Origin of the sequence: Chitinophaga pinensis, from assembly GCF_007896845.1 — a bacterium.
Lineage (GTDB): Bacteria > Bacteroidota > Bacteroidia > Chitinophagales > Chitinophagaceae > Chitinophaga > Chitinophaga pinensis_C.
The window spans coordinates 1-26,577 of sequence record NZ_VOHS01000013.1; the positions used below are offsets into that span (position 1 = coordinate 1).

General features: G+C 44.8%; 27 protein-coding genes, 1 tRNA gene and 1 pseudogene. 10 read left to right on the forward strand and 19 right to left on the reverse strand.

Annotated elements, in window-relative coordinates; all coding sequences use genetic code 11:
* Positions 1 to 164: 164 nt before the first annotated feature.
* Both FEF09_RS14610 and FEF09_RS33030 read left to right on the forward strand, forming a co-directional pair.
* A complete protein-coding gene (locus tag FEF09_RS14610) occupies positions 165 to 458 on the forward strand; it encodes a hypothetical protein (RefSeq protein WP_146305809.1) in 294 nt (97 codons plus the stop codon).
* A gap of 20 nt (positions 459 to 478) precedes the next feature.
* A pseudogene (locus FEF09_RS33030) lies at positions 479 to 963 on the forward strand (DUF5694 domain-containing protein).
* 112 nt (positions 964 to 1,075) lie between these two features.
* Here FEF09_RS33030 and FEF09_RS14620 read toward each other — a convergent pair.
* From FEF09_RS14620 to FEF09_RS14635, 4 genes are all read right to left on the reverse strand, one after another.
* Entirely contained in the window at positions 1,076 to 1,750 is a 675-nt protein-coding gene (locus FEF09_RS14620; protein WP_146305811.1) for an HNH endonuclease, read from the reverse strand.
* Entirely contained in the window at positions 1,747 to 2,910 is a 1,164-nt protein-coding gene (locus FEF09_RS14625; protein WP_146305812.1) for an AAA family ATPase, read from the reverse strand. Before FEF09_RS14625 ends, FEF09_RS14620 begins: the two co-directional genes overlap by 4 nt.
* Before the next feature lie 68 nt (positions 2,911 to 2,978).
* Positions 2,979 to 3,052: transfer RNA gene (locus FEF09_RS14630), tRNA-Met, on the reverse strand.
* Positions 3,053 to 3,132: 80 nt separating this feature from the next.
* Positions 3,133 to 5,262, reverse strand: coding sequence for a thiamine pyrophosphate-dependent enzyme (locus FEF09_RS14635; protein ID WP_261387499.1), 2,130 nt, complete (start codon positions 5,260 to 5,262; stop codon positions 3,133 to 3,135).
* 71 nt (positions 5,263 to 5,333) lie between these two features.
* Here FEF09_RS14635 and FEF09_RS14640 point away from each other — a divergent pair, with 71 nt between their 5' ends.
* The gene (locus FEF09_RS14640) at positions 5,334 to 5,768 is read left to right on the forward strand and encodes a MarR family winged helix-turn-helix transcriptional regulator (RefSeq protein ID WP_186774348.1); all 435 of its coding nucleotides are present in this window, start codon (positions 5,334 to 5,336) and stop codon (positions 5,766 to 5,768) included.
* A gap of 242 nt (positions 5,769 to 6,010) precedes the next feature.
* On the opposite strand, the gene FEF09_RS14645 is transcribed toward FEF09_RS14640, so the two are convergent.
* The 4 genes from FEF09_RS14645 to FEF09_RS14660 form a co-directional block, all read right to left on the reverse strand.
* Entirely contained in the window at positions 6,011 to 6,622 is a 612-nt protein-coding gene (locus FEF09_RS14645) for a fumarylacetoacetate hydrolase family protein (protein ID WP_146305814.1), read from the reverse strand.
* Between the two features lie 57 nt (positions 6,623 to 6,679).
* Entirely contained in the window at positions 6,680 to 7,261 is a 582-nt protein-coding gene (pth, locus tag FEF09_RS14650; RefSeq protein WP_146305815.1) for an aminoacyl-tRNA hydrolase, read from the reverse strand.
* A 143-nt stretch (positions 7,262 to 7,404) separates the two neighbouring features.
* Positions 7,405 to 7,986, reverse strand: coding sequence for a 50S ribosomal protein L25 (locus FEF09_RS14655; protein ID WP_012789207.1), 582 nt, complete (start codon positions 7,984 to 7,986; stop codon positions 7,405 to 7,407).
* Positions 7,987 to 8,025: 39 nt separating this feature from the next.
* Positions 8,026 to 8,973 carry a ribose-phosphate pyrophosphokinase gene (locus FEF09_RS14660; protein WP_012789206.1) on the reverse strand — a complete coding sequence of 316 codons (948 nt, stop codon included), beginning with the start codon at positions 8,971 to 8,973 and terminating at the stop codon, positions 8,026 to 8,028.
* Between the two features lie 238 nt (positions 8,974 to 9,211).
* On the opposite strand from FEF09_RS14660, the gene radC reads away from it, so the two are divergent.
* Positions 9,212 to 9,925 carry a RadC family protein gene (gene radC / locus FEF09_RS14665; protein WP_146305816.1) on the forward strand — a complete coding sequence of 238 codons (714 nt, stop codon included), beginning with the start codon at positions 9,212 to 9,214 and terminating at the stop codon, positions 9,923 to 9,925.
* Positions 9,926 to 9,987: 62 nt separating this feature from the next.
* Entirely contained in the window at positions 9,988 to 10,968 is a 981-nt protein-coding gene (locus FEF09_RS14670; protein ID WP_146305817.1) for a Gfo/Idh/MocA family protein, read from the forward strand.
* Positions 10,969 to 10,979: 11 nt separating this feature from the next.
* On the opposite strand, the gene FEF09_RS14675 is transcribed toward FEF09_RS14670, so the two are convergent.
* The 4 genes from FEF09_RS14675 to FEF09_RS14690 form a co-directional block, all read right to left on the reverse strand.
* Positions 10,980 to 11,660 carry a 2-C-methyl-D-erythritol 4-phosphate cytidylyltransferase gene (locus FEF09_RS14675; RefSeq protein WP_146305818.1) on the reverse strand — a complete coding sequence of 227 codons (681 nt, stop codon included), beginning with the start codon at positions 11,658 to 11,660 and terminating at the stop codon, positions 10,980 to 10,982.
* 73 nt (positions 11,661 to 11,733) lie between these two features.
* Positions 11,734 to 12,783 (reverse strand): tRNA preQ1(34) S-adenosylmethionine ribosyltransferase-isomerase QueA, encoded by a 1,050-nt coding sequence (queA, locus tag FEF09_RS14680; protein WP_012789202.1) that lies wholly within the window; start codon positions 12,781 to 12,783, stop codon positions 11,734 to 11,736.
* Positions 12,784 to 12,874: 91 nt separating this feature from the next.
* A complete protein-coding gene (locus tag FEF09_RS14685) occupies positions 12,875 to 14,626 on the reverse strand; it encodes an ABC transporter ATP-binding protein (protein ID WP_146305819.1) in 1,752 nt (583 codons plus the stop codon).
* Between the two features lie 18 nt (positions 14,627 to 14,644).
* The gene (locus FEF09_RS14690; protein ID WP_012789200.1) at positions 14,645 to 15,415 is read right to left on the reverse strand and encodes an AMP nucleosidase; all 771 of its coding nucleotides are present in this window, start codon (positions 15,413 to 15,415) and stop codon (positions 14,645 to 14,647) included.
* Positions 15,416 to 15,665: 250 nt separating this feature from the next.
* On the opposite strand from FEF09_RS14690, the gene FEF09_RS14695 reads away from it, so the two are divergent.
* Positions 15,666 to 16,109, forward strand: coding sequence for a type I restriction enzyme HsdR N-terminal domain-containing protein (locus tag FEF09_RS14695; protein WP_146305820.1), 444 nt, complete (start codon positions 15,666 to 15,668; stop codon positions 16,107 to 16,109).
* 211 nt (positions 16,110 to 16,320) lie between these two features.
* On the opposite strand, the gene FEF09_RS14700 is transcribed toward FEF09_RS14695, so the two are convergent.
* From FEF09_RS14700 to FEF09_RS14715, 4 genes are all read right to left on the reverse strand, one after another.
* The gene (locus FEF09_RS14700) at positions 16,321 to 17,739 is read right to left on the reverse strand and encodes a Glu/Leu/Phe/Val family dehydrogenase (RefSeq protein WP_012789198.1); all 1,419 of its coding nucleotides are present in this window, start codon (positions 17,737 to 17,739) and stop codon (positions 16,321 to 16,323) included.
* Between the two features lie 35 nt (positions 17,740 to 17,774).
* Positions 17,775 to 18,029, reverse strand: a complete 255-nt coding sequence (locus FEF09_RS14705) for a CcmD family protein (protein WP_089809564.1) — start codon at positions 18,027 to 18,029, stop codon at positions 17,775 to 17,777.
* On the reverse strand, positions 18,026 to 18,688 hold the full coding sequence (gene ccsA / locus FEF09_RS14710; RefSeq protein WP_089809566.1) for a cytochrome c biogenesis protein CcsA: 663 nt from the start codon (positions 18,686 to 18,688) through the stop codon (positions 18,026 to 18,028). Before ccsA ends, FEF09_RS14705 begins: the two co-directional genes overlap by 4 nt.
* Positions 18,689 to 18,779: 91 nt before the next feature.
* On the reverse strand, positions 18,780 to 19,445 hold the full coding sequence (locus FEF09_RS14715) for a heme exporter protein CcmB (RefSeq protein ID WP_146305821.1): 666 nt from the start codon (positions 19,443 to 19,445) through the stop codon (positions 18,780 to 18,782).
* A gap of 39 nt (positions 19,446 to 19,484) precedes the next feature.
* Between FEF09_RS14715 and accC the strand changes: the two genes are divergently transcribed.
* Both accC and FEF09_RS14725 read left to right on the forward strand, forming a co-directional pair.
* A complete protein-coding gene (gene accC, locus FEF09_RS14720; RefSeq protein WP_146305822.1) occupies positions 19,485 to 20,969 on the forward strand; it encodes an acetyl-CoA carboxylase biotin carboxylase subunit in 1,485 nt (494 codons plus the stop codon).
* A gap of 59 nt (positions 20,970 to 21,028) precedes the next feature.
* A complete protein-coding gene (locus FEF09_RS14725; protein WP_146305823.1) occupies positions 21,029 to 21,508 on the forward strand; it encodes a GtrA family protein in 480 nt (159 codons plus the stop codon).
* Positions 21,509 to 21,559: 51 nt separating this feature from the next.
* Here FEF09_RS14725 and FEF09_RS14730 read toward each other — a convergent pair whose 3' ends face one another.
* Positions 21,560 to 22,669: an alkene reductase gene (locus tag FEF09_RS14730; protein WP_146305824.1), complete on the reverse strand. Its 1,110-nt coding sequence runs from the start codon at positions 22,667 to 22,669 to the stop codon at positions 21,560 to 21,562.
* Between the two features lie 86 nt (positions 22,670 to 22,755).
* On the opposite strand from FEF09_RS14730, the gene FEF09_RS14735 reads away from it, so the two are divergent.
* On the forward strand, positions 22,756 to 23,622 hold the full coding sequence (locus FEF09_RS14735) for an AraC family transcriptional regulator (RefSeq protein ID WP_186774349.1): 867 nt from the start codon (positions 22,756 to 22,758) through the stop codon (positions 23,620 to 23,622).
* A gap of 94 nt (positions 23,623 to 23,716) precedes the next feature.
* Here FEF09_RS14735 and FEF09_RS14740 read toward each other — a convergent pair whose 3' ends face one another.
* Complete coding sequence (locus FEF09_RS14740) at positions 23,717 to 24,289, reverse strand: thymidine kinase (protein ID WP_146305826.1); 573 nt, start codon at positions 24,287 to 24,289, stop codon at positions 23,717 to 23,719.
* Positions 24,290 to 24,418: 129 nt separating this feature from the next.
* Between FEF09_RS14740 and FEF09_RS14745 the strand changes: the two genes are divergently transcribed.
* Entirely contained in the window at positions 24,419 to 25,321 is a 903-nt protein-coding gene (locus tag FEF09_RS14745) for a hypothetical protein (protein WP_146305827.1), read from the forward strand.
* Here FEF09_RS14745 and FEF09_RS14750 read toward each other — a convergent pair.
* A complete protein-coding gene (locus tag FEF09_RS14750; protein ID WP_146305828.1) occupies positions 25,291 to 26,556 on the reverse strand; it encodes a 3-deoxy-D-manno-octulosonic acid transferase in 1,266 nt (421 codons plus the stop codon). The genes FEF09_RS14745 and FEF09_RS14750 overlap by 31 nt on opposite strands.
* Positions 26,557 to 26,577: the final 21 nt, after the last annotated feature.

A 26,577-nucleotide genomic window follows, 5' to 3' on the forward strand; every position in this document is an offset into this window, starting at 1 on the left:
AAAGTTGGGATAATAGCATATATAGAAAATCGTGCTTATCTCTCAGGACGACCTATATTCATAAATTTAAAATAAACAGTTGTATAACCTTGCCACACAGTTAATCAGTAGTAGCTTCTCATACATCAGACACAAAAAGCAACAACCAAACCAGCATAATATATATGAAAATTTTAACACTCCTTTGTGCTTTAACTTTTGGGCTTACAGCATTTGGACAAACGCAGAAAACAAAAATTTTATTGATCGGAACTATCCATTTTGAAACCCCACATACAGATGAATTCGAATTAAAAGTAGACGATTTTCTTAGTGCAAAGCGACAGGGTGAATTAGAAGATTTAACGAATGTTCTATCTCAAACAAAAGCTACTAAAGTAATGATTGAACGGCCATTTGAAAATCAACATTCCAACGACAGTTTGTACAATTCATATTTAGCAGATCATTATAAATAACAGTTTCAGAAAGAGAACAAATTGGGTTTAGGCTAGCTAAAAAATTAAACTTAAATCATGTAAACTGTATAGACAAATTTTATGGAATGACCCATGATGGCTTAATGGCAGCGACCGCAAAAGAAAATAATCAGCTTGATTTGCTAAAAGACCTAGGGACCCAGGCAAATGCCATGCTCAATGATTTCAATGATAAACTGAAAAAGGCACAATAACCGACGTTTTAAAATACATCAACAAACCCGAACAATTAAAAAGAAATTTATCTCTTTATATGAAATTTATGGCAAAGATTGGAGGAGGTAAAAATTATATAGGAGCAGAAGCTGTATCAGATTGGTATTTAAGAAATCTTGCTATTTATTCAAATATTATAAATCAGGTTGAACCCTCTGACAAATATGTTATCTTAATTTTTGGGCAAGGACATGTCCCAATACTAAAACATTTTTTAGAAAGCAATGATAACTTCGATGTTGTAGAGCTTAAAAGCGTATTGAAATAACCCTTCACTGTGAAAAAATTTTGTATATAAAAAAGAGGCAGTATCAATACTGCCTCTTTTTTTATATACAAACTTAAACGTCTCAATTAGATTAAAACAATATAGTCAATGACTATTCACAATATTGCTCAAAATCTGGCCTGATATTCTCAAGATCCAGGATTATCCATCTTTTAAATGCAGTAAAAGCAGACGAGGAACGCAAATGCCTTATTATATCATTCTTTATAACTTCTCTTTCTTCTTCCGTATAAGTTTCATCATAAAACCTAAACAACAGATCATTAAAAGCTCTTATTTCCTTAAGCAAAAGACTCCGAAGATTTCCCGCTTCTATTGTCTTTAATGTCGTAGTACCATTGTAGACAGCGTTTAAAAGAGCGATCGTGTTTCTCACAGACTCGGTATCATCGATAGCCTCAAACGTTGCTTTTTCCTTCGGATATGGTTTAATCTGATATTTTATTTTTCTATCTACCTCATGTAATCTATTAGTCACATTGAGGACATTATCGAACTGCACCTGTGCCAATTTAATATTATTACAATGTGCACAGGCATAAAATAGATTATTCCAATCAAATTCCAAATCGCGATCGCCTTTGTGAGGAATGAAGTGCTCTACATTGATGGTCGTAGGCTCACGTTGTTCACAGATATAACATTTGTTATAGAAATCCTTTTTAATAGCATGAAGAACATCATCACATCTATATGTTCCAGAGGCTTTTACTTTCTCCTGTGCCAGACAAGGTGGTGCAGGCTGGGACTTAGCGGCGAAAATCATTGATTCTTCTTATTGTTAAGCTTTTTTAACTGAATTTGCTGAATCTTTACTGCTAATTCATCGGCTAAGAATTTGGGGACATCTTCAATATACCTTTTTAATTCTTCCAATTTAAGTTTCTCACTATCCTGCAATGATTCCTTAGCCATCAATCGCTCATATTCCTGGATTTTGTTCTTTAAAACAGTGGAATATTTGTCTGCTTCAAAATAACTTTCAATTAATGTATCATAAGAATAACCTGACAAATCATCAGTGACAATTTTCTTTTCAAGATCACAAATAACAGCATTCTCTATAGAGCTTAAAACAAAAGGAGAATGTGTAGTTACAATGAATTGTATTTTTGGGAAGAAAGAAGTCAAAAAAGGTAATATCTTTTTCTGCAATTCAATATGAAGATGAGTTTCTACTTCGTCAATCAACACAATGCCTTCGACATCATAACTTTTGGCATCTATGCTATCCATCCTTAAAATTAATTCAGTTATAATACTAAGAATAGCGGAATAACCATCCGACAGCTCATTTAAGTTGTACGGGCTCTTTCCTGGCTCTAACAAATTAAAGTTATAGTTCTTCCTATCGAAGGATAATTTGATTTCGGGATTACCAAATAACTCAGCCAGACTTTTTTCAAATCTGGAAAACCAACTATCTACTTCTGCTACAACAGCGTCTTCATTTTCGTCTTTCGCAAAAGATCGATCTGCTTTTAAATTGACTATATATTGAATAAACTCTCTGGCAATTTTATCGTCAAGTGAATACCTTGGTTTAAATTCAACCTTGCTTATTCCAGTGGGTTTGTTAAAAGACGATTCTCTCTTAGAATCAAAAAATGCAACGATAAATTTTCCAGCTCTGATCTCATTAATTATTTCAGCTTGCCTGCTGTTCAATTTAAGTTCAAGACCTTTTACAGGAAATCTATCTGAATTTTCTTCCATATTGACTACTGGTACACCTACAACAAGACTTGCATTTACTAAGTGTGTCTTAATAAATGCCTTCAATGCAAGTAATAACGAGGTTTTACCACTTCCATTTCGTCCTGTTATAATTAGATGTTTTCGCTCATCAGTGGAGAGAGAGATCCGGAGCTGCTTTACATTAAGGACCTCGCCAATATTTATAGAAGTAATGAAGATATTACTCATGTTAACAAAAGTATAAGCCAATATAAACAAAAAAGGCTTTCATATAGAAAGCCTTTTTTTAGTCCTTGTAGCGAGAAAGGGAGTTGAACCCTTGACCTCAGGGTTATGAATCCTGCGCTCTAACCGCCTGAGCTACCTCGCCATTTTTCCGTTGTCTTATCTCAAAACGGGAGTGCAAAGATAATGGACAATTTCAAAAAACCAAAGAAAACTTTATAATATTTAATAAGACAATAATTCCTTCACCGCAGCCGCTACCTTTTCAGGATTCGGTAAGGTCGCATTTTCAAGGATGGTATTGATCGGAATAGCAGGCAGATCAAGGGCTCCCAGCGTAAACACCGGTGCGTCCAGTGATTTAAAACAAACGCGTTGCACTCGTCCGGCCAATGCCTGCGCAAAAGAATTGTTAAGTTGTTCTTCTGTCAGGATCAGGCATTTTCCATGTTTTTTCACCGTGCTGTACACCAATTCTTCATCTAATGGGAAGAGTGAACGCAGGTCGATGATTTCTACCTGTCCGGGGAAGCGGGTAGCAGCTGCCTGTGCCCAGTATACGCCCATACCATAGGTAATGATACAGATGGTGTCGCCTTTTTTAACATCACGGGGATGTGCTTGTTGTACGACTCTTCCTTTACCCAGTGGAATGACGTAGTCTGCATCCGGCTCGACGGTGATGGCGCCTTGTGTACCGGGGACTTTACTCCAGTAAAGACCTTTATGTTCCAGCATAACCACCGGATTAGGATCGAGGAAGGCTGCCTTCATCAATCCTTTCATATCAGCTGCATTTGACGGATATACGACTTTGATACCTTTGATGGTCAGTAACGTGGATTCCACGCTACCGGAATGGTAAGGTCCACCACCACCGTAGGCACCGATAGGTACACGTACGAGTGTCTGCACGGGGAACTTGCCATTGCTCAGGTAACAGGATTTGGAGATTTCTGTTACCAGCTGATTGAAACCAGGGTACAGATAGTCAGCAAACTGGATCTCGACTATAGGCTTGACACCTACAGCGGAAAGGCCGGCGGTCGAACCAACGATATAGGCTTCCTGAATGGCGGTGTTGTATACCCTGTTATCACCGAATTTCTCAGCCAGTGTGGCCGCTTCGCGGAATACGCCACCGAGCCGGCGACCTACATCCTGACCGAAAAATATGGCTTCAGGATATTGTTGTAAAATTTCCTCTACCGCGTGCAGTGCGGCATCCACCATCATTACTTTGCTGCCGTTGGCGGGCAATCTGTCTCCTTTTTCAAGGGTAACTGCTGCCGGGGCAAAAACGTGATCTGCTACAGTATCAGCGGTTGGCTCAAAAGCCTCAGTTGCCCTGTCAAATTCAAGACTGATATATTTGGGGGTGTCTGACTCTATCGCCAAAATGTCTTTCTCCTCCACTCCTATCTCCAGCAATCGCTGGCGCAGTAATGGTAAAGGATCTTTTTCTGTGTGCAAAGCCAGGTCTTCGTCTGTACGATACCATTCTTTACGCACACCGGAAGTATGGTGTCCCAGTAAAGGTACGCAGGCGTGTACCAGCATGGGTTTACGTTCCTGTCTTACATAACTGATGGCAGCACCTATTGCATGGTAACATTCTTCGAAATTGCTACCATCCACACGCATGCGTTCCATGCCTTTAAAGCCGGCCGCATATTCATATGCATCCATGACACGGGTTTCTTCCGAACTGGCCGAAATACCCCATTCATTGTCCTGTACGAGGTATATAACCGGCAACTCCCACAGTATGGCACTTTGCCATGCCTCGCTGACTTCTCCTTCGGTAACACTACCGTCCCCCAGTGAACAAAGCACAACTGGCAACTCTCCTTTCGGACCAGTCTTTAAAAGCGGTGAATGGCTTTTTTCCAGATAGCGGATCCCCTGTGCCATACCCGTTGCCGGAATGACCTGCATACCCGTTGCACTACTCTGATGTGGAATGATGGGCTTATCCGGATCCAGACTGCTGGGATGTGAGTAATAAGAACGGCCCGCAGATGCCGGATCGTCCCTTTTTGCCAGCAGCTGCAACATCAGATCATAGGGAGTAAAGCCCATAGCCAGTAACATGCTGTCATCACGGTAATAAGGACTGGCATAATCCCATGGCTGCAATTGCATGCCCGTAGCAATCTGAATAGCCTCGTGTCCGCGGGACGTGGAATGTACATATTTGCAGATATTGCGGTTCGCCTCATAGGTAGCCGCCATATGGGCCGCCTGCTGCATGAAGCGGTATGCTTTCAATAGTGTCACCTGTTTGCCGGAAGACCGCTCCTTACCGGGAACAGCAGCTTTAAAAGTTGGTACACTTGTACTATCTTTAAACACGTAAGGATTGTTTTGGATGTTTAACTAAAATTAGTTGCTAATGCAACTATTGCTACTGCAAATTAATGATTATGACTGATACTTTTGTAAGCAATCCGTCTTTTTTTAAGCTGGATGCCACCCTCAAACGGATACGTAATTACTGGCAGAAGACCTTCGATGCCAATAAAAAAGACATTACCGTAGACCAGTGGCTCCTGATCGAAAACCTGTACAAGCACAAGAAGATCACACACAATGAGCTTGCCAGACTGACCTCTAAGGATATCACGACCGTGTCCCGTATCATCGAATTATTGGTAAAAAAAGAACTGGTAGTCCGGGAAGGATCCCCGCAGGATCGCAGGAAGGTATACCTCCAGCTGACACCCAAAGGCTCCGATAAATACAAGGATGTTCGTCCGCTGGTATTGGATATGCGTAAGACGGGATGGTCGGGATTAACAGAACATGATTATACTGAACTGACCAGAATATTGGACGCGATCTATCAAAATATACCCTGATCACTGACCCTTACCACTCGTTCCTGACTATGAGATGCCGCCTCTGAAGCGGCTGATTAACGTAAACGATCTGCCAGCTTAACGTTTTTCTCATCTGTTTCTTCCGGGTACCTGGTTTTGCTGCATCGCATCACTGCGAAGGGGAATCTATGTGCTTTATAGCTGATTACAGGGCATAAAAAAGCGCTTAACACAAACTGTGGACAGTTTTACGTTAAGCGCCTGCATATCGGTAAAAGAGCCTATTTGATCATAAACTCCAGCATACTATCATTCTCAATGAACGCTTCCAGTGAATCGCCTATTTCTACCGGACCAACACCTGCCGGCGTACCGGTGAATACCAGATCCCCGATGTTCAAAGTGAAATACCGGGAAATGTAAGACACCAGAAAATCAAATGAAAACAGCAGGTCCTTGGTATTGCCCTGTTGTACGATCTGCTTGTTTTTATACAGACAGAAATTAATATCCTTTTTGTCCAGTTCAGGAGTAATCGGCATAAACTGTCCCACTACGGCTGAATTGTCAAATGCTTTGGCAATCTCCCATGGTAATCCTTTCTGTTTTTGTTTCTCCTGCAGGTCACGGGCAGTGAAATCAATACCGATACCTATCTGGTCGTAATATTTATCGGCGAATTTCTCCTGTATATGTTTACCATTCTTACTGATACGGAGTACCAGTTCGCATTCATAATGCAGATTGTCTGTGAACTCCGGATAGTAAAACGGGTGATTATTCTGTAACAATGCATTCTTAGGCTTCATGAAAATCACTGGTTCGGTTGGCACCTCATTTTTCAGTTCCTTTGCATGATCAGCATAATTTCTTCCAACACAAATAATTTTCATGACAGGTGTTTCTTGGTTTTAAGGTTAAATGAACGGATCATATCAGTTTTTCGACATTTATTTATCATAAGGGTAGCTCAGGGTGTTGTAGACATTCATCGTACGAGGCAATCCGATGGAAGCATAACTCTCGATCAATTCCACACATTTCCCCAGCTTGCCCATTACCACCGGCCATTCGTCATTTGTCCATTTACCCAGTACAAACTCCACCTGTCGTCCACGTGGATAGTTATTACCTATACCGAAGCGTAAACGCGGATACTGATTGGTACCCAGCAGTTCCTGAATACTTTTCAGACCATTCTGTCCCGCATCGCTGCCTCCGGGACGCAGACGAATTACTTCCAATGGTAATGCCAGATCATCTACTAATACCAGTATATTTTCCAGTGGCACTTTTTCCTTATCCATCCAATACTTTACCGCCTTCCCACTAAGGTTCATATATGTAGTGGGCTTTATCACCACAAAAATGCGGCCTTTCCATTTTATTTCGGCTACATCTGCCAGGCGATCTTCCCTGAATGAGCCTCCATGCTTTTTAACAAAAGCATCCGCTATATCAAAGCCAATATTATGGCGCGTCTGTTCGTATTCGGTCCCTATATTCCCTAATCCTACTATCAGGTACTTCATCGGATTACTATTTTAATTGCTATACGTCTGTAGCATACAAAGCCTCTATTTATACGAAGCAAAATGTAATGCAGGGCAAAAATAGAAAAAGTCCCATCCCGGACGAGCCGGAACGGGACTTTTTGCAAAATATTCTGAAAGAATTATTTCTTTTTACCTTCAGCTGCTTCTTCCTGACGTAACTGACGGGTCATTACTACTGACGCGATAGGAATACGTGGAGAGTTCAGGATTTCGATGTTTTCAGCAACAACGTCTTCTACACGGATATTACCGTTCAGTTCCAGGTTGTCGATGCTAACTTCGATGTTCTCACGCAGATATTTAGGCAGAGCCTTTACTTTCAGCGCTTTGATTTTAACTACCAGCTTACCACCGGCTTTAACACCTTCTGACTGACCAACAATTCTGATTGGCAGAGTAACTGCTACTGGTTTATCTTCTACCAGTTCCAGGAAGTCGATGTGAGACAGTTCGTCTGTTACAGTGTCAAATTGTTTGTCTTTCAGTACACATCTGTACACTTTGCTACCTAATTTGATTTCAGCCAACTGAAAATCAGGCGTGTAGATCAGATTTTTGAAAGATACTGCCGGAGCTGAAAAACTTACGGTTTCTGCACCCCCGTAAATAACACAAGGCACTTGGCCCTCAGAACGTGCCTGGCGGGTGGCTTTTTTGCCAAACTCGCTCCTGAGTTGTCCTTCGATTGTTATCGTTTTCATTGATTAAACATTTATGTTGTTATAAATAATGCTCATTAACTAGACCCTGCGGTGGCTATGAACGAACAGGTTTGTAATAGACCTGTTTTCGTGCATGTTCCGGATCGCTACTGCGAAGAGGTCGGCCACACTGATCACTTTGATCTTCGGGCTCTGCTGTTTCAGCGGAATGGTATCACAGATCACCAGTTCTTCCAGTACAGAATTAGTGATATTGTCGAACGCTTTACCACTTAACACCGGATGCGTACAGAAAGCTCTTACACTTCTTGCCCCCTTCTCTTTCAGCAGGTTGGCCGCTTTGGTCAGTGTACCTGCCGTATCGCAGATATCATCGATCAATACGATGTCCCTGTCCTTTACATCACCGATCACCACCATGGAGGCAATCTCATTTGCACGTTTACGGTGTTTGTCACAAATCACCATTTCAGCATTGAAATAGGACGCAACTTCCCTTACCCTATTGGTGCTACCTACGTCAGGGGACGCAAAGGTAAGGTTTTCCAGCTTCAAATTCTCGATATACGGGATGAATATTGCGGAACTATCAAGATGATCTACCGGAATATCAAAGAAGCCCTGGATCTGCGGAGCGTGTAAATCCATGGTTATCACCCGATTAGCACCTGCAGAAGTCAACAGATTAGCCACCAGCTTAGACGCTATGGCTACCCTTGGCTTGTCCTTCCTGTCCTGTCTCGCGAAACCAAAATATGGAATTACAGCAGTGATGTAACCTGCAGATGCCCTTTTAGCGGCATCTATCATCATCAACAGTTCCATCAGATTGTCAGATGGAGCGTTGGTGCTCTGTATCAGGAAAACATAATCACCACGGATACTTTCCATGTAGATCGGCTGGAACTCGCCATCGCTGAATTTCTGTATGGTCAGTTTACCCAGACCATTACCGTAACGCTTTGCAATTTTTTCTGCAAGAGCCGTGTTACTGTTCCCTGTGAAAATTTTTACTGATGGTTGCATGGAATATTAAAGAGGTTGCAAAACTATGCTTTTTGGAGTACGTATTCTGTATTTTTTTAGGCAATCCGCAATACCGCAAATGCCCGGCTTTTTTGCGAATCAGATAACACACTTATTCACAGTCCCTTACACGCGCATTCCCTTAGAATCTTATAAAAAGAAGACTAATTTAAAATAAATTGAGAGAAGATAAAAAAACTGAGTGGGAAGGGATATATTTGCTAATATTTTTAGCAAAATGGAAGGAACAGTTAATCCGGTAAGTGCACATGTTGCCATCAAAAACTGGCCAGAAGATGACCAGCCTCGCGAAAAACTGATCAACAAAGGAACACATGCATTAAGCGATGCAGAGTTACTTGCCATACTGTTGAATGATGGCTATAAACAAAAATCCGCCCTTACGCTTGCGCAGGAAGTACTACGTTCTGCCTCCAATAATCTGGGAGAAATGGGCAAGCTCACACTGGAACAGCTGAAAAAGATACAGGGTATCGGCACCGCCAAAGCCACCAAAATTATCGCCGCCATGGAACTGGCCCGCCGCCGTCAGGCAGGCTATATGCACCAGAAAAGAACGATCCGGCAAGGCCGGGATGCTGCCTTGTATTTTAAACCCTTGCTCGGAGACGCCCTCCTTGAATCCTTTCATGTGCTTTATCTCAATCACGCCTCCCGGGTATTGCAGCACCGCTGTATCAGCATCGGAGGTATTACCGGCACCATCGTCGATCCTAAAGTCATTTTCCGGGAGGCACTCGAACTGGGCGCTACCCAGATCATCCTTTGCCACAATCACCCCTCCGGCAACCTCCGCCCCAGTACCGCTGATATTCAGATCACCGAAAAACTCAAAGCAGCAGGACGCCTGCTTGACATCAGCGTACTCGACCACATCATTGTCTCCGAAGCCGGCTATTGCAGTATGGTAGAAGATGGGTTCATTATATAACATTTGGATTTAATACCCCCTTTTTCCTTACATTCGCAATTATTTTATTATCAAATAGTAACATGCTCAAGATAGGCATCTTCGGAGTGGGGCACCTGGGGAAGATACATCTCTCCCAATGGGCCGCAATGAAAGACGTAGAAATAGTTGGTTTTTTCGATCCCAGCAATGCCAACGCCGAAAGCGTAGCTCAATACAAGATTCCACGATTCGATTCTGCAGAAGAACTGATCCAGGCATCCGACGCAATTGATATCATCGCACCAACCACCCATCACTTTAAAATCTGTGAACAGGCTATCCGTAACGGAAAACACATTTTCGTGGAAAAGCCAATGACCAATACCATGGATGAGGCCAAAACACTGGTGAAACTGGTGGAAGAAGCCAATATTAAATTCCAGGTAGGTCACGTGGAACGTTTCAATCCTGCATTCCTTGCACTGAAAGGTCACACGCTGAAACCAATGTTCATCGAAGTACACCGCCTCGCAGAATTCAATCCGCGTGGTACCGATGTAAGCGTGATCCTTGACCTGATGATACACGATATCGACATCGTACTGAGCATTGTACAATCTACTATCAACAGAATATCCGCCAGCGGCGTAGCCGTAATGAGCGATACTCCTGATATTGCCAACGTACGTATCGAATTCCATAACGGCTGCGTGGCTAACCTGACCTCCAGCCGTATCTCCCTGAAAAAGATGCGTAAAATGAGGCTGTTCCAGAAAGACGCCTACATCGGCATCGACTTTCTGGATAAAAAGACAGAGATCATCAAATTGAAAACACCGGAAGACGAAGGTTTATTCACACTGGATATCGATACGAATTCAGGTAAGAAAACCATCGCTATCGATAACCCGGAAATCAAGCAGACCAATGCCATCCGCATGGAACTCGAACTGTTCCGCGATAGCATCCTGCACAATAAACCGGTACCGGTGAATGCCATTGATGGCCTGCAGGCAATGGAAGTTGCTCACCAGATACTGGCAAAAATCCAAAAGAGCCTGTCACCAGACACCGCTCAGTAAAAATATTCAGCTTAATTTCTTTCTTTCAATAGCGCGCTCGCAATGGTCAGATCCAGCGGGCGCGTTATTTTTATATTGGCTTCCTCTCCCGGTACCAGATGTACACGGTGCCCCTGCCGCTCTACAACGGTTGCCTCATCCGTAAACAATGGATCATAGGGTAATGAAAAGGCAGGCAAAAGCCACTCTGATAAGAATGTTTGCGGGGTTTGTATAATCTTAAACTGTTCACGGTCCACCGCCTTGTTCCCCTCTCCTTCCAACTGCCTGATACTATCTTTCATATCGATCACCGGAATGGCACTCCCCTTTTCAAGGGCCGCCTCATAACAGGAACGGATCAGCGCTGTGCTGATCAGCGGACGAACACCGTCGTGTACAAACACAACAGCCGGGGTCTTCACTTCATGCAGGCCATTCTTTACAGAATGAAAGCGGGTCTCCCCTCCTTTCACCAATGTAACGGCAGCGCCTGTATTAAAATCATGCAGCCATGGTTTTACGTAATCAAAATGCGCTTCCGGTAATACCAGCACAATATGTATATCAGGGAATGCACTGGCAAATGCATTCACCGTATGCCATAATACAGGCTTACCTGAAAGTTCCAGAAATTGCTTGGGCACGGCACTCCCCATACGTGTGCCTGATCCGCCGGCTACAATGATCGCTATCTTTTTACGCTGTTCCATATGGCCTTACATAAATAGTCCTGTCCCGCATAATACGGAACAGGACCTTTTCGAATAGTTTTTTTTCTGCTTATCAGATGATCAGCATTGCATCACCATAGCTGAAGAAACGGTATTTCTCCTTAATAGCCTGCTGATATGCTTCCATCACCAGATCATAACCTGCAAAAGCGCATACCATGATCAGGAGGCTCGTTTTAGGCAGGTGGAAGTTAGTAACCAGAGCGTTTGGAATTGCAAAATCATAAGGAGGGTGGATAAAGGTATTTGTCCATCCTTCTGCTGCTTTCAGCAGGTTCTGTGCAGTCACGGAAGACTCCACCGCTCTCACGGTAGTAGTACCGATCGCACAAACCTTACGGTTCTCTTCTTTCGCCTTGTTCACCACTTTCACGGCATACTCGTCAATGTTGAAGTACTCAGCATCCATCTTGTGTTTGCTCAGATCTTCTACCTCGATAGGACGGAATGTGCCTAAACCGGTGTGCAGGGTAACTTCTGCGAATTTAACACCCTTGATCTCGAGGCGTTTGATCAGTTCACGGCTGAAGTGCAGACCAGCAGTCGGAGCTGCAACGGCGCCTTCATGTTTCGCGTAAACTGTCTGATAACGCTCTTTATCCTCTTCTTCAGGCTTACGCTTAATGTATTTAGGCAGCGGTGTCTCACCCAGGGTGTCCAGTACCTGCTTAAATTCATTGTCATCACCCTCAAACAGGAAGCGGATCGTACGACCACGGGAAGTAGTGTTATCAATCACTTCTGCTACCAGCGATTCATCATCGCCAAAGTATAATTTGTTACCCACCCTGATCTTACGGGCAGGATCTACGATTACATCCCACAAGCGGTTCTGCTTGTTCAGCTCACGGAGCAGGAATACTTCAATCTTTGCACCAGTCTTCTCCTTACGGCCGTATAAACGGGCAGGGAATACCTTGGTGTTGTTCACCACCATTACATCCTTATCATTGAAGTAGTTGATGATATCACGGAACACCTTGTGCTCAATTTTGCCGGTGGCACGGTTTACCACCATCAAACGTGCTTCATCTCTAGTCTTGGAAGGGTGCTGCGCAATCAGATTTAAAGGAAGATCGAATCTAAACTGTGATAGTTTCATATTACGGTATGAATGAATTTTAAGGCTGCAAAAGTATTGATTATTATGGACTCTATCAAAAGAGATTATCTATACATTATCGAACACTAAGTTACACATAAATATTTTTCGGTATAGAATTAATTAGCTGTCTGGTATACTCACTTTTAGGCTGCTCATACACTTCAGCGGCCGGTCCCGCTTCCTCAATCTGCCCCCGGTTCATCACCATCATCCGGTCACTGATAAAACGTACCACCGACAGATCATGGGAAATAAATATACTGGTAAATCCAAACTCCTCCCTCAGCTGCATCAACAGATTCAAAACCTGTGCCTGAATACTCACATCCAGTGCTGCAACAGATTCATCACAGATAATAAACGACGGATCCAGCGCCAACGCCCGTGCAATGACAATACGCTGCCTTTGTCCGCCGGAAAACTCATGTGGATAACGATTGTAATGCTCCGGCAACAGATTCACCTTCGCCAGCAGCTCCCTCACCCGCTCTCTTCTCCCCTGCTCCGTACCATATAACCCATGTACTTTCATCGGCTCTTCAATTGCACGGCCAATCGTCATTCGCGGGTTCAACGAAGAATAAGGATCCTGAAAAATGATCTGAATATCCTTCCGCAGGTCCCTCAGGTCTCCCGCAGGTAATGCAGTAATATCCTTCCCCTTGTAAAAGATACTGCCGGATGTTGGCTCCGCCAGTCTTAACAAAGTCCTTCCCAGCGTAGTTTTTCCACATCCGGATTCCCCTACAAGTCCCATTGTTTCCCCTTCCCTGATATCGAAACTAACGCCATTAACAGCCTTCGTCCAGGAAAGGACCTTGCCAAAAATGTTCTTTCTGGCGGGAAACCATGTATGCAGATCTTTTACTTCCAGTAAAGGCGGCCGCTGCATCAACAGCGCTTCCCTGCCGGCAATCAGCTCCTGCGGCACCTCCAGACTATGCACAAATGCCTTCACCTCCTGCGCTTTCTCCACGATCTCCCCCTGCGGGTCTATTTCCATGAAATCGCGGGTAACCGGCAAACGAAACAGCCGTTTGTCCAATGGCGGACGACAAGCCAGCAATCCCTTTGTATAAGGATGCTGCGGATGGGTGAACAGTTGTGCTACGCTTCCTTCCTCGACAATCCGGCCCTTATACATGACCGCTACCCTGTCCGCTATCTCTGCAATCACCCCGAGGTCATGGGTAATAAAGATCACACTCATGCCCGTCTGCTTCTGCAGATCTTTCAGCAGCTCAAGAATCGTCTTTTGTACAGTAACATCTAATGCAGTGGTGGGTTCGTCAGCAATGAGCAAACGGGGCTGACAACTGATAGCCATGGCAATCATGACCCTTTGTTTCTGTCCGCCGGAAAGTTGATGCGGATACCTGTCCATTATCAGTTCCGGATCTGGCAGACGTACCTGTTTGAACAATGCCAGGGTTTGCAGTCTGGCTGCCTCCCTGTTCATCCCTCTTTTATGGAGTAAGAGTGCTTCCATCACCTGATGCCCACAGGTATGCAGCGGATTCAGGGATGTCATTGGTTCCTGAAAGATCATGGCAATCTCGTTGCCACGCCACGAACGCAATTCATTTTCAGATAAACGGGCAATATCCGTTACGGGCATTTTACTGCCTGACAGATGATATTGCAGACTGCCTCCGGTTATCCGGCCGGGATGCTGCAACAGCCGCATCAAAGAGAGTGCTGTTACTGATTTTCCTGAACCGGATTCTCCGACAATACCGACGATCTCACCGGGCATTATGTCCAGCGAAATACCATTGACAGCATGCGTGCTGCCGAATGAAACCATCAGGTCACGGATGGATAAAAGTGGCTGCTGCATATTGAGGAACAGACGGCTTTAAAACAGCAGGTGTTTTACTGTCTGGTGACTATTGATCAGGTTTTTCAGTGAATCGATACCGATACGGATATGTCTTTCCACATACTCTGTTGTCACTCTGCGATCACTGTCTTCTGTCTTCACACCTTCAGGGATCATTGGCTGATCTGATACGAGCAGCAATGCACCGGTAGGTATTTTGTTAAAGAAGCCCACAGAGAAAATAGTGGCTGTTTCCATATCGATCGCCATTGCTCTGATTCTTTCGAGATAGCGCTTGAATTCCACATCATGCTCCCATACACGACGGTTCGTACTGTAACAGGTACCTGTCCAGTAATCGCAACCATATTCACGGATAGTGGTGGATATTACTTTCTGCAAAGCAAATGACGGCAGGGCCGGAACTTCAGCAGGAAAATAGTCGTTGGAAGTACCCTCACCACGGATCGCAGCGATAGGCAATATGAGATCACCGATGTTATTCTTCTTTTTCAGACCACCGCATTTTCCAAGGAAAAGTACCGCCTTGGGATGAATTGCACTGAGTAAGTCCATCACAGTTGCAGCACCCGGACTTCCCATACCAAAATTGATGATCGTAATGTCATCTGCAGTAGCACATTGCATAGGACGGCCTTCACCTACGATAGTGGTGTTATGCCATTCTGCGAAATAATTAAGGTAGTTGCTGAAGTTGGTGAGCAGGATATGAGAACCGAAATTCTCCAATTTTTCTCCGGTGTAGCGGGGGAGCCAGTTAGCTACAATTTCTTCTTTTGTCTTCATAGCCTTTTGACAAACGAATATACAGAAAAAACTCTGAAGTCCCATGTCACTGGCCCTGTAATACCTTTGGTATAAGCGGAAAAGGACGTTAAATCTTTGTTATGCCCCTCATCCCATACTTATACTATACTCATCTTACGCTAATGCTACGTTCAAAAGGTAGCATTAGCGTAAGATGAGTATAGTATAAGTATAGTATAACTACTATAATACTATCGGCTTAGTACCAGACTATAAATATCTTTGCGGCATGATCGCAATCGAATTTCCCACCCCTGATTTCAAAATTGTAAAGGAGAATGATAAAACACTCATTTTCGACCGGTTCCGGAAGCGATATGTCATATTAACCCCGGAGGAATGGGTGCGGCAGAACTTTCTTAATTATCTGGTGAAAACATTGGGTTATCAGGCCTCCCTGATAGGTGTGGAAAAGGAAATTTACCTCGGAGAGCTGAAAAAACGATGTGATATCGTTGTGTATAACAGGGCAATGCAACCATGGATGATCATCGAATGTAAGGAGATGGAGGTACAGTTAACACAGGCTGTATTAGAGCAGATTATACGTTATCATATGGTGTTGCCGGCAGCCTTTCTGGTGATCACCAATGGGGTGAATACCTTCTGTTGTCAGCATATGGTGGCCGAACAGGAATGGCAGTTCATTTCGCAGTTACCTGCTCATTTATAATACTATTTTCACACGTCTTTAAAAAGCGCCTTTTCCGGGCAGATAAATCCGCCTGACACCGCTATAAAAGGGGACGTTGACATACTGCACACCCGGAGATAAGGTGGACATGAGGTGGACATGATCCGTCAATAACAGGGAGAATATAGTATAATATATAAGGGGATACCGGCTGGTATCCCCTTTCTAAAACAATTATGTGAAGCAGATATCAAGGGAAGATACCCAGCTGATCGTAAGCAGCACCTACTTTATCAATAGCACATACATAAGCAGCAGTACGCATGTCATGGATGTCCTTGTGGTTCATCATGATGGTACGTACTTCATGTAATGCGGCGTGCATGGTTTCTTCCAGACCGGAATATACCAGATCCACCTCGTCTGCACCATGTGCAATGAACTTTCTTTCTCTGTCGGATACGGATTTACCGGTAAGGTCTTCGATCACGCTCAGGATGTGAATGTTCATATTTTCGTCAAAGCGTTTGCCCAGACGGCCATAACGTACGTGGCTAAGGTTTTTTAACCATTCGAAGTAAGAAACGGTTACACCACCTGCGTTCAGGAACATATCCGGTACAACGATCACACCTTTCTGGTTCAGGATTTCGTCAGCTTCCGGTGTAATGGGACCGTTCGCTGCTTCACCGATGATCTTTGCCTTGATACGAGGGGCGTTTTCTTTATGAATGACATTTTCCAGTGCCGCAGGAATCAGGATATCACAATCCATTTCCAGACCTTCTGCATTGTTTTTCAATGTAGTAGCACCCGGGAAATTAACGATAGAACCTGTTTCATTTCTGTGTTTCAGTACTGCATCAGGGTCCATACCTTTATCGCTGTACAGCGCACCATCCCACTCAATCAGACCAACGATCACCGCGCCTGCTTCGTGGAAATATTTAGCAGCATGGTAACCCACGTTACCCATACCTTGTACAATCACTTTTTTGCCGATGATACCCGGTTCCAGACCGAGGCGCTGCATATCTTCTTTGATATTACACAGCTCCTGCAGACCGTAGAATACACCAAGACCGGTAGCTTCTTTACGGCCACGTACACCACCCTGAGAAACCGGTTTACCGGTTACGCAACCGTAACCATCGATCTCTCCGGGACGGAGGCTCATGTAAGTATCGAGGATCCAGCTCATTTCCCTTTCGCCGGTACCATAATCCGGAGCAGGAACGTCTACGCCCGGGCCGATGAAGTTTTTCTTAACAAGTTCCGCAGTGTAACGGCGGGTGATGTTTTCTAACTGGAACGGGGAATAGTTACGTGGATTGATCTTAATACCTCCTTTGGCGCCGCCAAAAGGAACGTTAACGATAGCGCATTTGTAGGTCATCAATGCTGCCAGGGCCATTACTTCGTCCTGATTTACAGCATCGCTGAAACGGATACCACCTTTACAAGGCAGTTTGTGGTGAGAGTGCTGAACGCGGTAGGCTTCTATTACTTCGATCGTGTCACCTACGCGTACCGGGAATTTCATACGGTACACGGCATTACAGGCTTTGATCTGTTCAAGAATGCCCTTTTCCCATTTCGTGAATTTTGCGGCTTTGTCAAAACTTCTTTCAACGCTCTGAAAGAAGTCATAATGTTGCTCTTGCGCCATAGACAATTGTTTTGGTAATATATATGTAGTTGGACTTATTTGCCCTGCAAACTGTTCTCTCTTTGTTCCAGCTTGCTGATCTTTCTGTCCAGTGCTATTAAAAATATAACAATCCCGATAAAGATGATCAGCAGCACACCTACTATCACATAGATCTTGCCATTGCTGCGAAAAAATTCGTTGACAGGTCCTGTCTCTGTATTCTGATTTTGATTTTCCTGCGCGTTTGCAAACAGGGAAATGAGTAACAGCAGACAGGTACAGCAGAAAGAAAACGCTTTGTTGATCATTTAAAAATATTTTTTAGCTCTAATTTTTTGTACCGTACAAGCAGTGTGTAAATCCATACACTCAGCAGGGTCCAACCAATGAACGCCGGATAGAGTACCCATTTCATGTGGTTGTCGGTGTCACTGGATGCAAATCCAGGCGTGGTGGCGCTTCCAGGATGCAGGGAATCGACCATGCGCGGGATGATATACGTTAAGGGAATCAACAAAGCAAATGCGAAAATGTTAAACACGGCTGAGATCCTCGCACGTTTGTCAATGTCTGGAATGGACAAACGTAATACGAGATAAGCCATATAGATCATGAGTGCAACAGCCGTCAGCATCTGCTTGGGATCGCGGGTAAAGGAACCACCCCATGTATAGGTCGCCCACAATGTACCCGTGGCGAAGCCCAGGATGCCATAAAACACCCCTACACTCGCAGCAGAACTTGCATATGCATCTCTACGAAGATCGTATTTAGAAAGATAGAGAACGGAATTGATCACGGAGATAGTGAACATGGTATACATGCATATCCACATGGGAACGTGAAAGAAAAGGCCGCGGGAAGATTGCCCGTTTGTGCCGATAATCGGTATCTCAACAGTAAATCCTGCGATGATAACGTATACGAGGATAATTACTGCTAGAGCTTTCCACCAATGCTTTGCCATTTTAAACCAACTATATTGGGGGCAAACCTACAGGTTTTATCACTAATCACAAAATTCAGTAACCTGTTTCCCATCATCCATACAACTGTTGCTAGTCTTTCCACAAAAAAGGAAATAATACTAAGGACAGTGCGATAATCAGCAGGTCCATACTGCCCATCATCAGGAACATCTTGGGTAAACCCGGTTGATAAACCGTTATAAAAGAAGACTTTGCGATATTAGAGAGCAACATCAGCAAGGGAAGCATAATAGGGAAACCCATAATAGCCATCAGAGCCGCATTCTGATTGGCCTGTGCTGCAATAGCCGCCAGCATGGTAAAAAGCAGCGAAAGACTGATCCCGCCCAGCAGGATCACTCCCAGAAAGTACCAGAAACTGGTCACCGGATTACCCAGAAACATCATACAACAGCCCATGGTAATCAATGTCATCACTGACATAAGTATGATGTTGTAGATTAGTTTGGCGGCAATAAAACTACGTGGATGTACCAGAGAATAGAAATATAACAGCCGGCCCCTGTTTTCCTGCACAAAACTTTTCGCAATGGCATTCACCGCCACAAACAGCTGTACTACCCAGAACAGTGCATTCCAGATCTTTTCCTCCGGTTTGTCAATCATCAGATTTATTACAAACACAGTGGATATAATATATAAGAGGATACCGTAAAAGGCATATTTCTGTCGTAACTCGAGCAAAATGTCCTTTTTTACTAAGGTAAGTGTTTGTCTGAAGGCACTGGATTTCATGAGGAGGCAAAGATAGTAGAATCACTTATATTCGCTTCCATGAAAAAAATACTGGTAGCCAACCGTGGTGAAATTGCACTACGGATTATGCGATCTGCCCGGGAAATGGGGATCGCGACAGTTGCTGTATATTCCGAAGCCGACCGTGCAATGCCCTTCGTGCAGTATGCGGACGAGGCGGTATGTATAGGTCCGGCACCCTCCAGCCAGTCCTACCTGCTGATCGATAAGATCATTGGCGCCGCCCGGCAGACGGGTGCAGACGCCATTCATCCCGGTTATGGTTTCCTCAGCGAGAATGCCCGCTTCGCACAGGCCGTTAAGGATGCCGGACTCATTTTCATCGGTCCCAGCGCTGCTGCCATTGAAATGATGGGTAGCAAACTGGCCGCTAAACAAGCTGCCCAGCGTTTTGGCGTACCCATGGTACCGGGTACTGAAACCCCTTTGCGTAGTCTGGAAGAAGCCAGAGAAGTGGTTCAAAAAACCGGTTTCCCGATTCTGATCAAAGCTTCTGCCGGTGGTGGTGGTAAAGGTATGCGCGTGGTAAACGCCCCTGAAGAACTGGAAGAACAGATCAGACTCGCCAAAAGCGAAGCCATGAGCGCCTTTGGAGATGACGCCGTATTCATTGAAAAGTATGTGGGTTCCCCACGCCATATAGAGATTCAGGTACTGGGCGACCAGCACGGAAACTATGTCTATCTGTTTGAACGTGAATGTTCTATACAGCGCAGACATCAGAAACTCATTGAAGAAGCTCCTTCTTCCTGCCTGACGCCCGACATCCGGGAAGCCATGGGCAAATGTGCGCTGGATGTAGCCCGCGCCTGCCAGTATTATGGCGCCGGTACGGTCGAATTTCTCGTTGATGAAAAACTGGCGTTCTATTTTCTGGAAATGAATACCCGTCTGCAGGTAGAGCACCCTGTTACAGAAATGATCACCGGGCTCGACCTCGTAAAAGAACAGATCAGGGTCGCCAGAGGCGAAAAACTATCTTTTAGTCAACAAGACCTTAAAATAAACGGACACGCCATCGAACTGCGCGTTTGTGCAGAAGACCCGGCCAATAATTTCCTTCCGGATACCGGTACCCTGACAACGTATGTTCGTCCACAGGGATACGGTGTACGCGTAGACGATGGTTATGAGCAGGGAATGGACATTCCTATCTACTATGATCCTATGATTGCCAAGCTGATAGCATGGGGCGCTAACCGGGAAGAAGCCCGTGAGCGATTACTCCGCGCTATTGCTGAATATCAGGTAAAGGGCATCCGCACCACATTGCCATTTGGCAGCTGGGCACTACAACAGCCAGCATTTATTGAAGGCGCTTTTGACACAAACTTTATCGGAAAATACTTCACACCACAGTCACTGAACCAAAGAGATCCTGAAGCTGCCAAAGCAGCAGCCATTCTTGCTGTACAGGTATGGCAGGAAGAGCAGCGCCGGATCAGGCAGCAACCTTTGAACCGGCAGCCAAAACTTTGGAAAAACAGGAAATTGTTAAGATAATCCAAAAGCGCAATACAGTAACGGTAAAACTGACTAGTTTTGCCCTGTACAACTATTTTATGAAAAGGTTCATTTTATTGGTGCTAGATTTTTTTTACCAGCCGTTTGCAAAGCTGATGCCGCTGCAAACCTTTCGTTACCTCGCCTGCGGCAGTGGTAATACGGCTATGGATATCCTATTGTATTATGTCAGTTATCATTTCATACTACACGAAAACCCGATCCACTTCAGCTTTTTAACTGTCAGTGCACACATCGCCGCTTTGTTTATGGCAATGATTGTGACCTTCCCGACAGGATTCCTCCTGAGTAAGTTTATCGTATTCTCAGAATCCAACCTGAGAGGACGTGTACAACTGATGCGTTATTTCATGCTGGTGGGTATCTGCATCTGTCTGAACTACGGTTTCATGAAGTTGTTTGTAGAGTATTTTCACATCTACCCAACCATTGCTAAAGTACTGACAACCATCTTCGTAGTGGGCTTCAGCTATCTGACGCAAAAGAAATTCACCTTTAAGGTAAAGGCAAGCGCTTAAATCATTTTAACATACCTGAAAAAGACCGCCTCTACAGGGCGGTCTTTTCTTTTATACCTTACAAGGGCCTACCTTTTCATACAATACCGGATAATCCACATAACCCTTATCTCCACCCTGATAAAAAGTCTCCACATCTCCCGGACTTAGTGGCTTATTCTGCCGGAAACGCTCTACCAGATCAGGATTCGCGATAAACGGACGACCAAATGCCACCAGATCAACCAGCCCTGCCTGTAACAAAGCCTCCGCAGAAGCGGCTGTATGGGCACCTGCTACGATCAACAACCTGCTGAAACGGCTTCGTACATCTCTGATGTAGTCTTCCGTAATAGAGGCTTGTCCGTTCAGAGGTTGACTGGACAGATGTATATAAAGAATGCCCATTTCTTCCAGCGCAGCTGTAATGTATTGATGTGTAGCCAGTTCATCCTTATAAGCAGGCAGATCATTGAGTACTGCAAAAGGTGATAAACGGATACCCGTGCGCTCCTTCCCTATTGCATCAGCAATTCCCTGCGTTACTTCCAGCAGGAACCGTGCACGGTTAGTCATAGATCCACCATATTGATCCGTTCTGTGATTGGTATGCGGATGCAGGAACTGTTCTATTAAAAAGCCATGTGCGCCGTGTACTTCCACGCCATCAAAACCCACTTCGATTGCATTTAAAGCAGCCGTCACAAAAGCCTGCACCATTTCCTGCGTCTCAGCAGTGCTCAGTTCCAGTGGTGCCGGAATAGATAAGTGTAAATTCCCCGGCACGCGCATTTCTCCGGCTGCCCGCACCACAGAAGGCGCTACGAGTTGCGCACTGTTTTCATGATTAAGCGGATGACCAATACGGCCTGTATGTACCAGCTGGATAAAGATCTTACCATTTGCTGCATGCACTTCATCTACCACTTTCTTCCATGCCGTTTTCTGTACTTCATTGTAAATACCCGGTGCATCCAGATACCCGATACCATTGGCGGCCACCGCACTATTTTCTGCGATGATCAGGCCAGCACCGGCTCTTTGTCTGTAGTAAATATTAGCCGTTGCACCGGGTATTCCATTAGAAGAACGTCTTCTGCTCATCGGCGCCATTACTACTCTGTTTGAAAGGCTCAGCGAAGGTGTGATCAATGGCGTCAGCAATTTCTTTTCTGCATTCATATGCTATTCTTTTGTGCCTCAAAATTACCTGCGCCCGGTACGGAGGAACAGTGACAAAGCGGGGTTTTTCCTGTAAATTGGCAGGTATGGAACAGAAAGTATTGTACGAACCATTTGAATTGTATGTATCAGATATGGAATGTTGGGAACAGCGTCCGCTGGTTTATCATTTCTTTGAGATCGTACAGATACTGGAGGGAGCAGGCGATCGTATTACAAACAGCAACACCTTTCCTTATCAGAAGGGAAGCATCTTTCTATTCACGCCAAGGGATTGCCGTGGCTTTGATATAAAGTCTTCCACACGTTTCTGTTCTATCCGTTTTTCGGAGGCATTCCTTGGCAAATGCAAGACAACACAGGATAAAGAACGCATTGCACAGTGGCTGAAACAACTGGAACATATCTTCTTTCACCATAACCGTTTTCAGGAGCTGCTGGTAAAACAACCGGGAGATTGCCAGATGATAAAGATGCTGATGGAGAATATGGTCAATGAATACGAACAGCGTCAGCCTTACCGGGAAGAAAATCTCCAACATTTCGTAACACTGTTACTGAATATACTTGCCCGTAATGTGGCTGACAGTGCCGCCGGCAGTAACGGCGAACAACTCGCTGAGCCACTGATAGACAGGATCTTATTACATATCCGGCAACATATAGCTGATCCTGAACAATTAAGGGTTGAGCAACTGGCTGCTTTATTCAATCTTTCAGAAAACTATGTGGGCGAATATTTCAGGAAGTTCACCGGAGAGAGTCTGCAACATTATATTACGCATTACCGTATGAAACTGGTGCAACAGCGTCTGGCCTATAGTGCGCTTACGGTGAGTCAGATTGCGGGGGAACTGGGGTTTACGGACGAGAGTCATCTGAGCCGGCAGTTCAGGAAATATAATGGGGTGAGTCCGGCGAGATATAGAAAGGAATTAGCAATCAAACAGTGAACATGCAGCACCGGCATATAGTGGAGATGGCCGGTGAGCACTAAAAGCGGCGATAAATAAAAAAGCGTCCCTTTGAGAGGAACGCTTTTCAGTATTATTCAACACCTTCATAATAACAGTGCCGGCATCTTGGTTCGTAGAGATCTGTTTCTCCCAGCAAGACTGTATGACTGTCTTTACTTTTGCGGTAAGAGTAGTTGGCAATGTTGCCGCATTTCACACATATCGCGTGTAGTTTGGTAATATAGTCAGCTTTGGCCAACAGGAAAGGCATTTGTCCGAATGGTTTACCCAGATAATCCATATCCAGTCCGGCAACAATCACCCTGATACCTCTCAGTGCCAGCTGATCACATACTTCAGGCAATTCTCCATCAAAAAACTGCGCTTCATCAATTCCCACTACATCCACTTCCTGTGCGAGCAGCAGGATCTGCTGTGAATTTTCCAGCGGAGTACTGATGATACGACTTTCGTCGTGAGACACAATATGTTGTACGTCATATCGTGTATCTATCATCGGTTTAAAGATTTCCACTTTCAAATTGGCTATCCGGGCCCGTTTCAATCTTCTGATCAATTCTTCCGTTTTTCCGGAAAACATTGAGCCGCAGATCACTTCTATCCAACCCCTTCGCCCTCCCGCAAGAGAAGGTTCAATAAACATATCTTAGTATTTTGATTTACAAGTAATTAAAAAGCTCTAACTTTATGCAAATAAAATAAATTCCCCCATATCGCGTTAACAATTAAGGCATGGAACGCATTTTGCTTTCAATTTATTTTTTTTACTGCTATGGAAAAAATAAGTGCATTAATTGATAAGTTACAGGAACTAAAGAATTCAAATGCTGGCTTACAGTCCATTTCTTACTATGTGCAACTGCTTCAGGCTGAAATCCTGCATGCAAGAACCCTGGAAAGAGAGCAGGAACGCGCACAACAGAAAAAACAGGATAGCCATATAGCCGTGATCCTTCCTACAGCTCCGCTTACGACAGGAACTGGTCCGGCGACAATCACAGTAGAAACACCTGTAGCGACATCACCCGAACCAATTGTACAGGAAGAACGTAAACAACCCGTACCAGCGCCAGTAGCTGCTCCAGCTGCCGCATCTACGTTGACCTTACCGCGTCATCATACGTCTATGCCCAAACCGGTTGAGCCAACGCCTGCACCGAGGCCGGAGCCTGTACAGGAAGAAAAGAAACCGGCTTTCATTACGATTTACGGTAACGCCGAATCTCAGCAACAGGTGAATCCTCCGGTAACTCCTGCAGCTGCGCCTGTTTTCAATGGAAACGGCGAAAAGGCACACGTTACTGAGAAGAAGCCTGAAACCAATGGCGTACGTAAAGAACTAAAAGAGCTCAATCAGCTGGTAGCACAGAGTGCAACTTCATTGAATGATCGCTGGCGCCAGAGTCATGCTGAGGTGGCTGACAGACTGGGAGATATGCCTGTAAAAGATCTTCGTCAGGCCATCGGCATTAATGACAAGTTTCAGTTTATTCAGGAGTTATTCCGTGGAGATGTAGATACTTATGAACGTTCTGTAAGGACGATCAATGAATTACACTCTTTACAGGAAGCTGAATACTGGATAGAGAGAGAACTGAAAATCCGCCAGGGATGGGATGACGAAAACCGTACTGTAAGGCAGTTTTACAACCTTGTCAAGAAACGTTTTTCCTGAATATAGCGTAGTACCTTACCGGTAGCGCCTTTATTATCAGCAACATATTTTTTTGCCTGTGCCCCTGTATGTAAACAGGAATTATTGTCCTGCAGGAGTTGCTCCACCTGTACATGAAGGGTTTCCAGATCATGAATACTGATGCCACCACCGGCCGCGATTAATGCAGCGGCTTCCGGGAATTTATGGAATATGGGACCGAATACCACCGGTTTACCATAAGTAGCGGGTTCCAATATATTATGGATACCGTCTTTTCCAAAGCCACCACCCACATAAGTGACAGTGGCATAGCGGTATAAAGCCGACAACATGCCCACGTTATCTATCAATAATACTTTTCCCTCTTTTCCGGGTTGTTTCACCCAATCAGTATAGCGTATGGCCGCCGGAAACAGCGCCAGCAGTTTATTGATATGGGCGGATTCTATTTCATGCGGGGCGATGATCAGGCAACGTCCCTCCTGTTGCTGCTTTTTCCACCAGTCAGCCAGTAAGGTTTCATCCTCTTCCCACGTACTGCCGGCGATAATCGCCTGCTGACTACCTATAAACTCTCGGATGCCTGTTACTTCTCTGTTCTCTTCCTGCAAAGCCCACACTCTGTCAAAGCGGGTATCACCGGCGAGGGCGACATTGGAGATGCCTGCCTGTTCCAGCAATTCTACCGATTCCTTGTTCTGCACAAAAATATAGGTCAGCTGTTGCAGCAAACGGCGGAACATGCCCCCATATGGCTTAAAGAACAGCTGTCCCGGTCTAAATATACCCGATACCAGCAGTACCGGCACTTTTTCCCGGTGCAGGGCAGTCAGCATATGGTACCAGAACTCATATTTAATAAAAATGGCCAGTGATGGTCTGACCAGTCTGATGAAATCCCGGGCATTCTGCCGGGTATCCAACGGTAAATAGCATACGTGATCAGCGCCCGGATAGTCTTTGCGGACCTCATACCCGGAGGGGGAAAAGAAGGTCAGCAGTATTTTACAGTTGGGATATTCCTGACGGATAGCTTCCAGTACGGGGCGTCCCTGTTCAAACTCTCCCAGAGAGGCGGCATGTACCCAAACGACGGGACCGCCTACAGGCAGGTGTTGCGCTAAGGATTGGCGCCAGTCGCGGCGACCTTCCACCCAGCGGCGGGCCTTGGCGTTACCTGTAGCGGCCGCCAACCCTACAGCTGCCCTGTAACCTCTTATTCCCAGATCATATATTATAGTGCTTGCCGGCATGCCTGAACGTACTTTTACTGT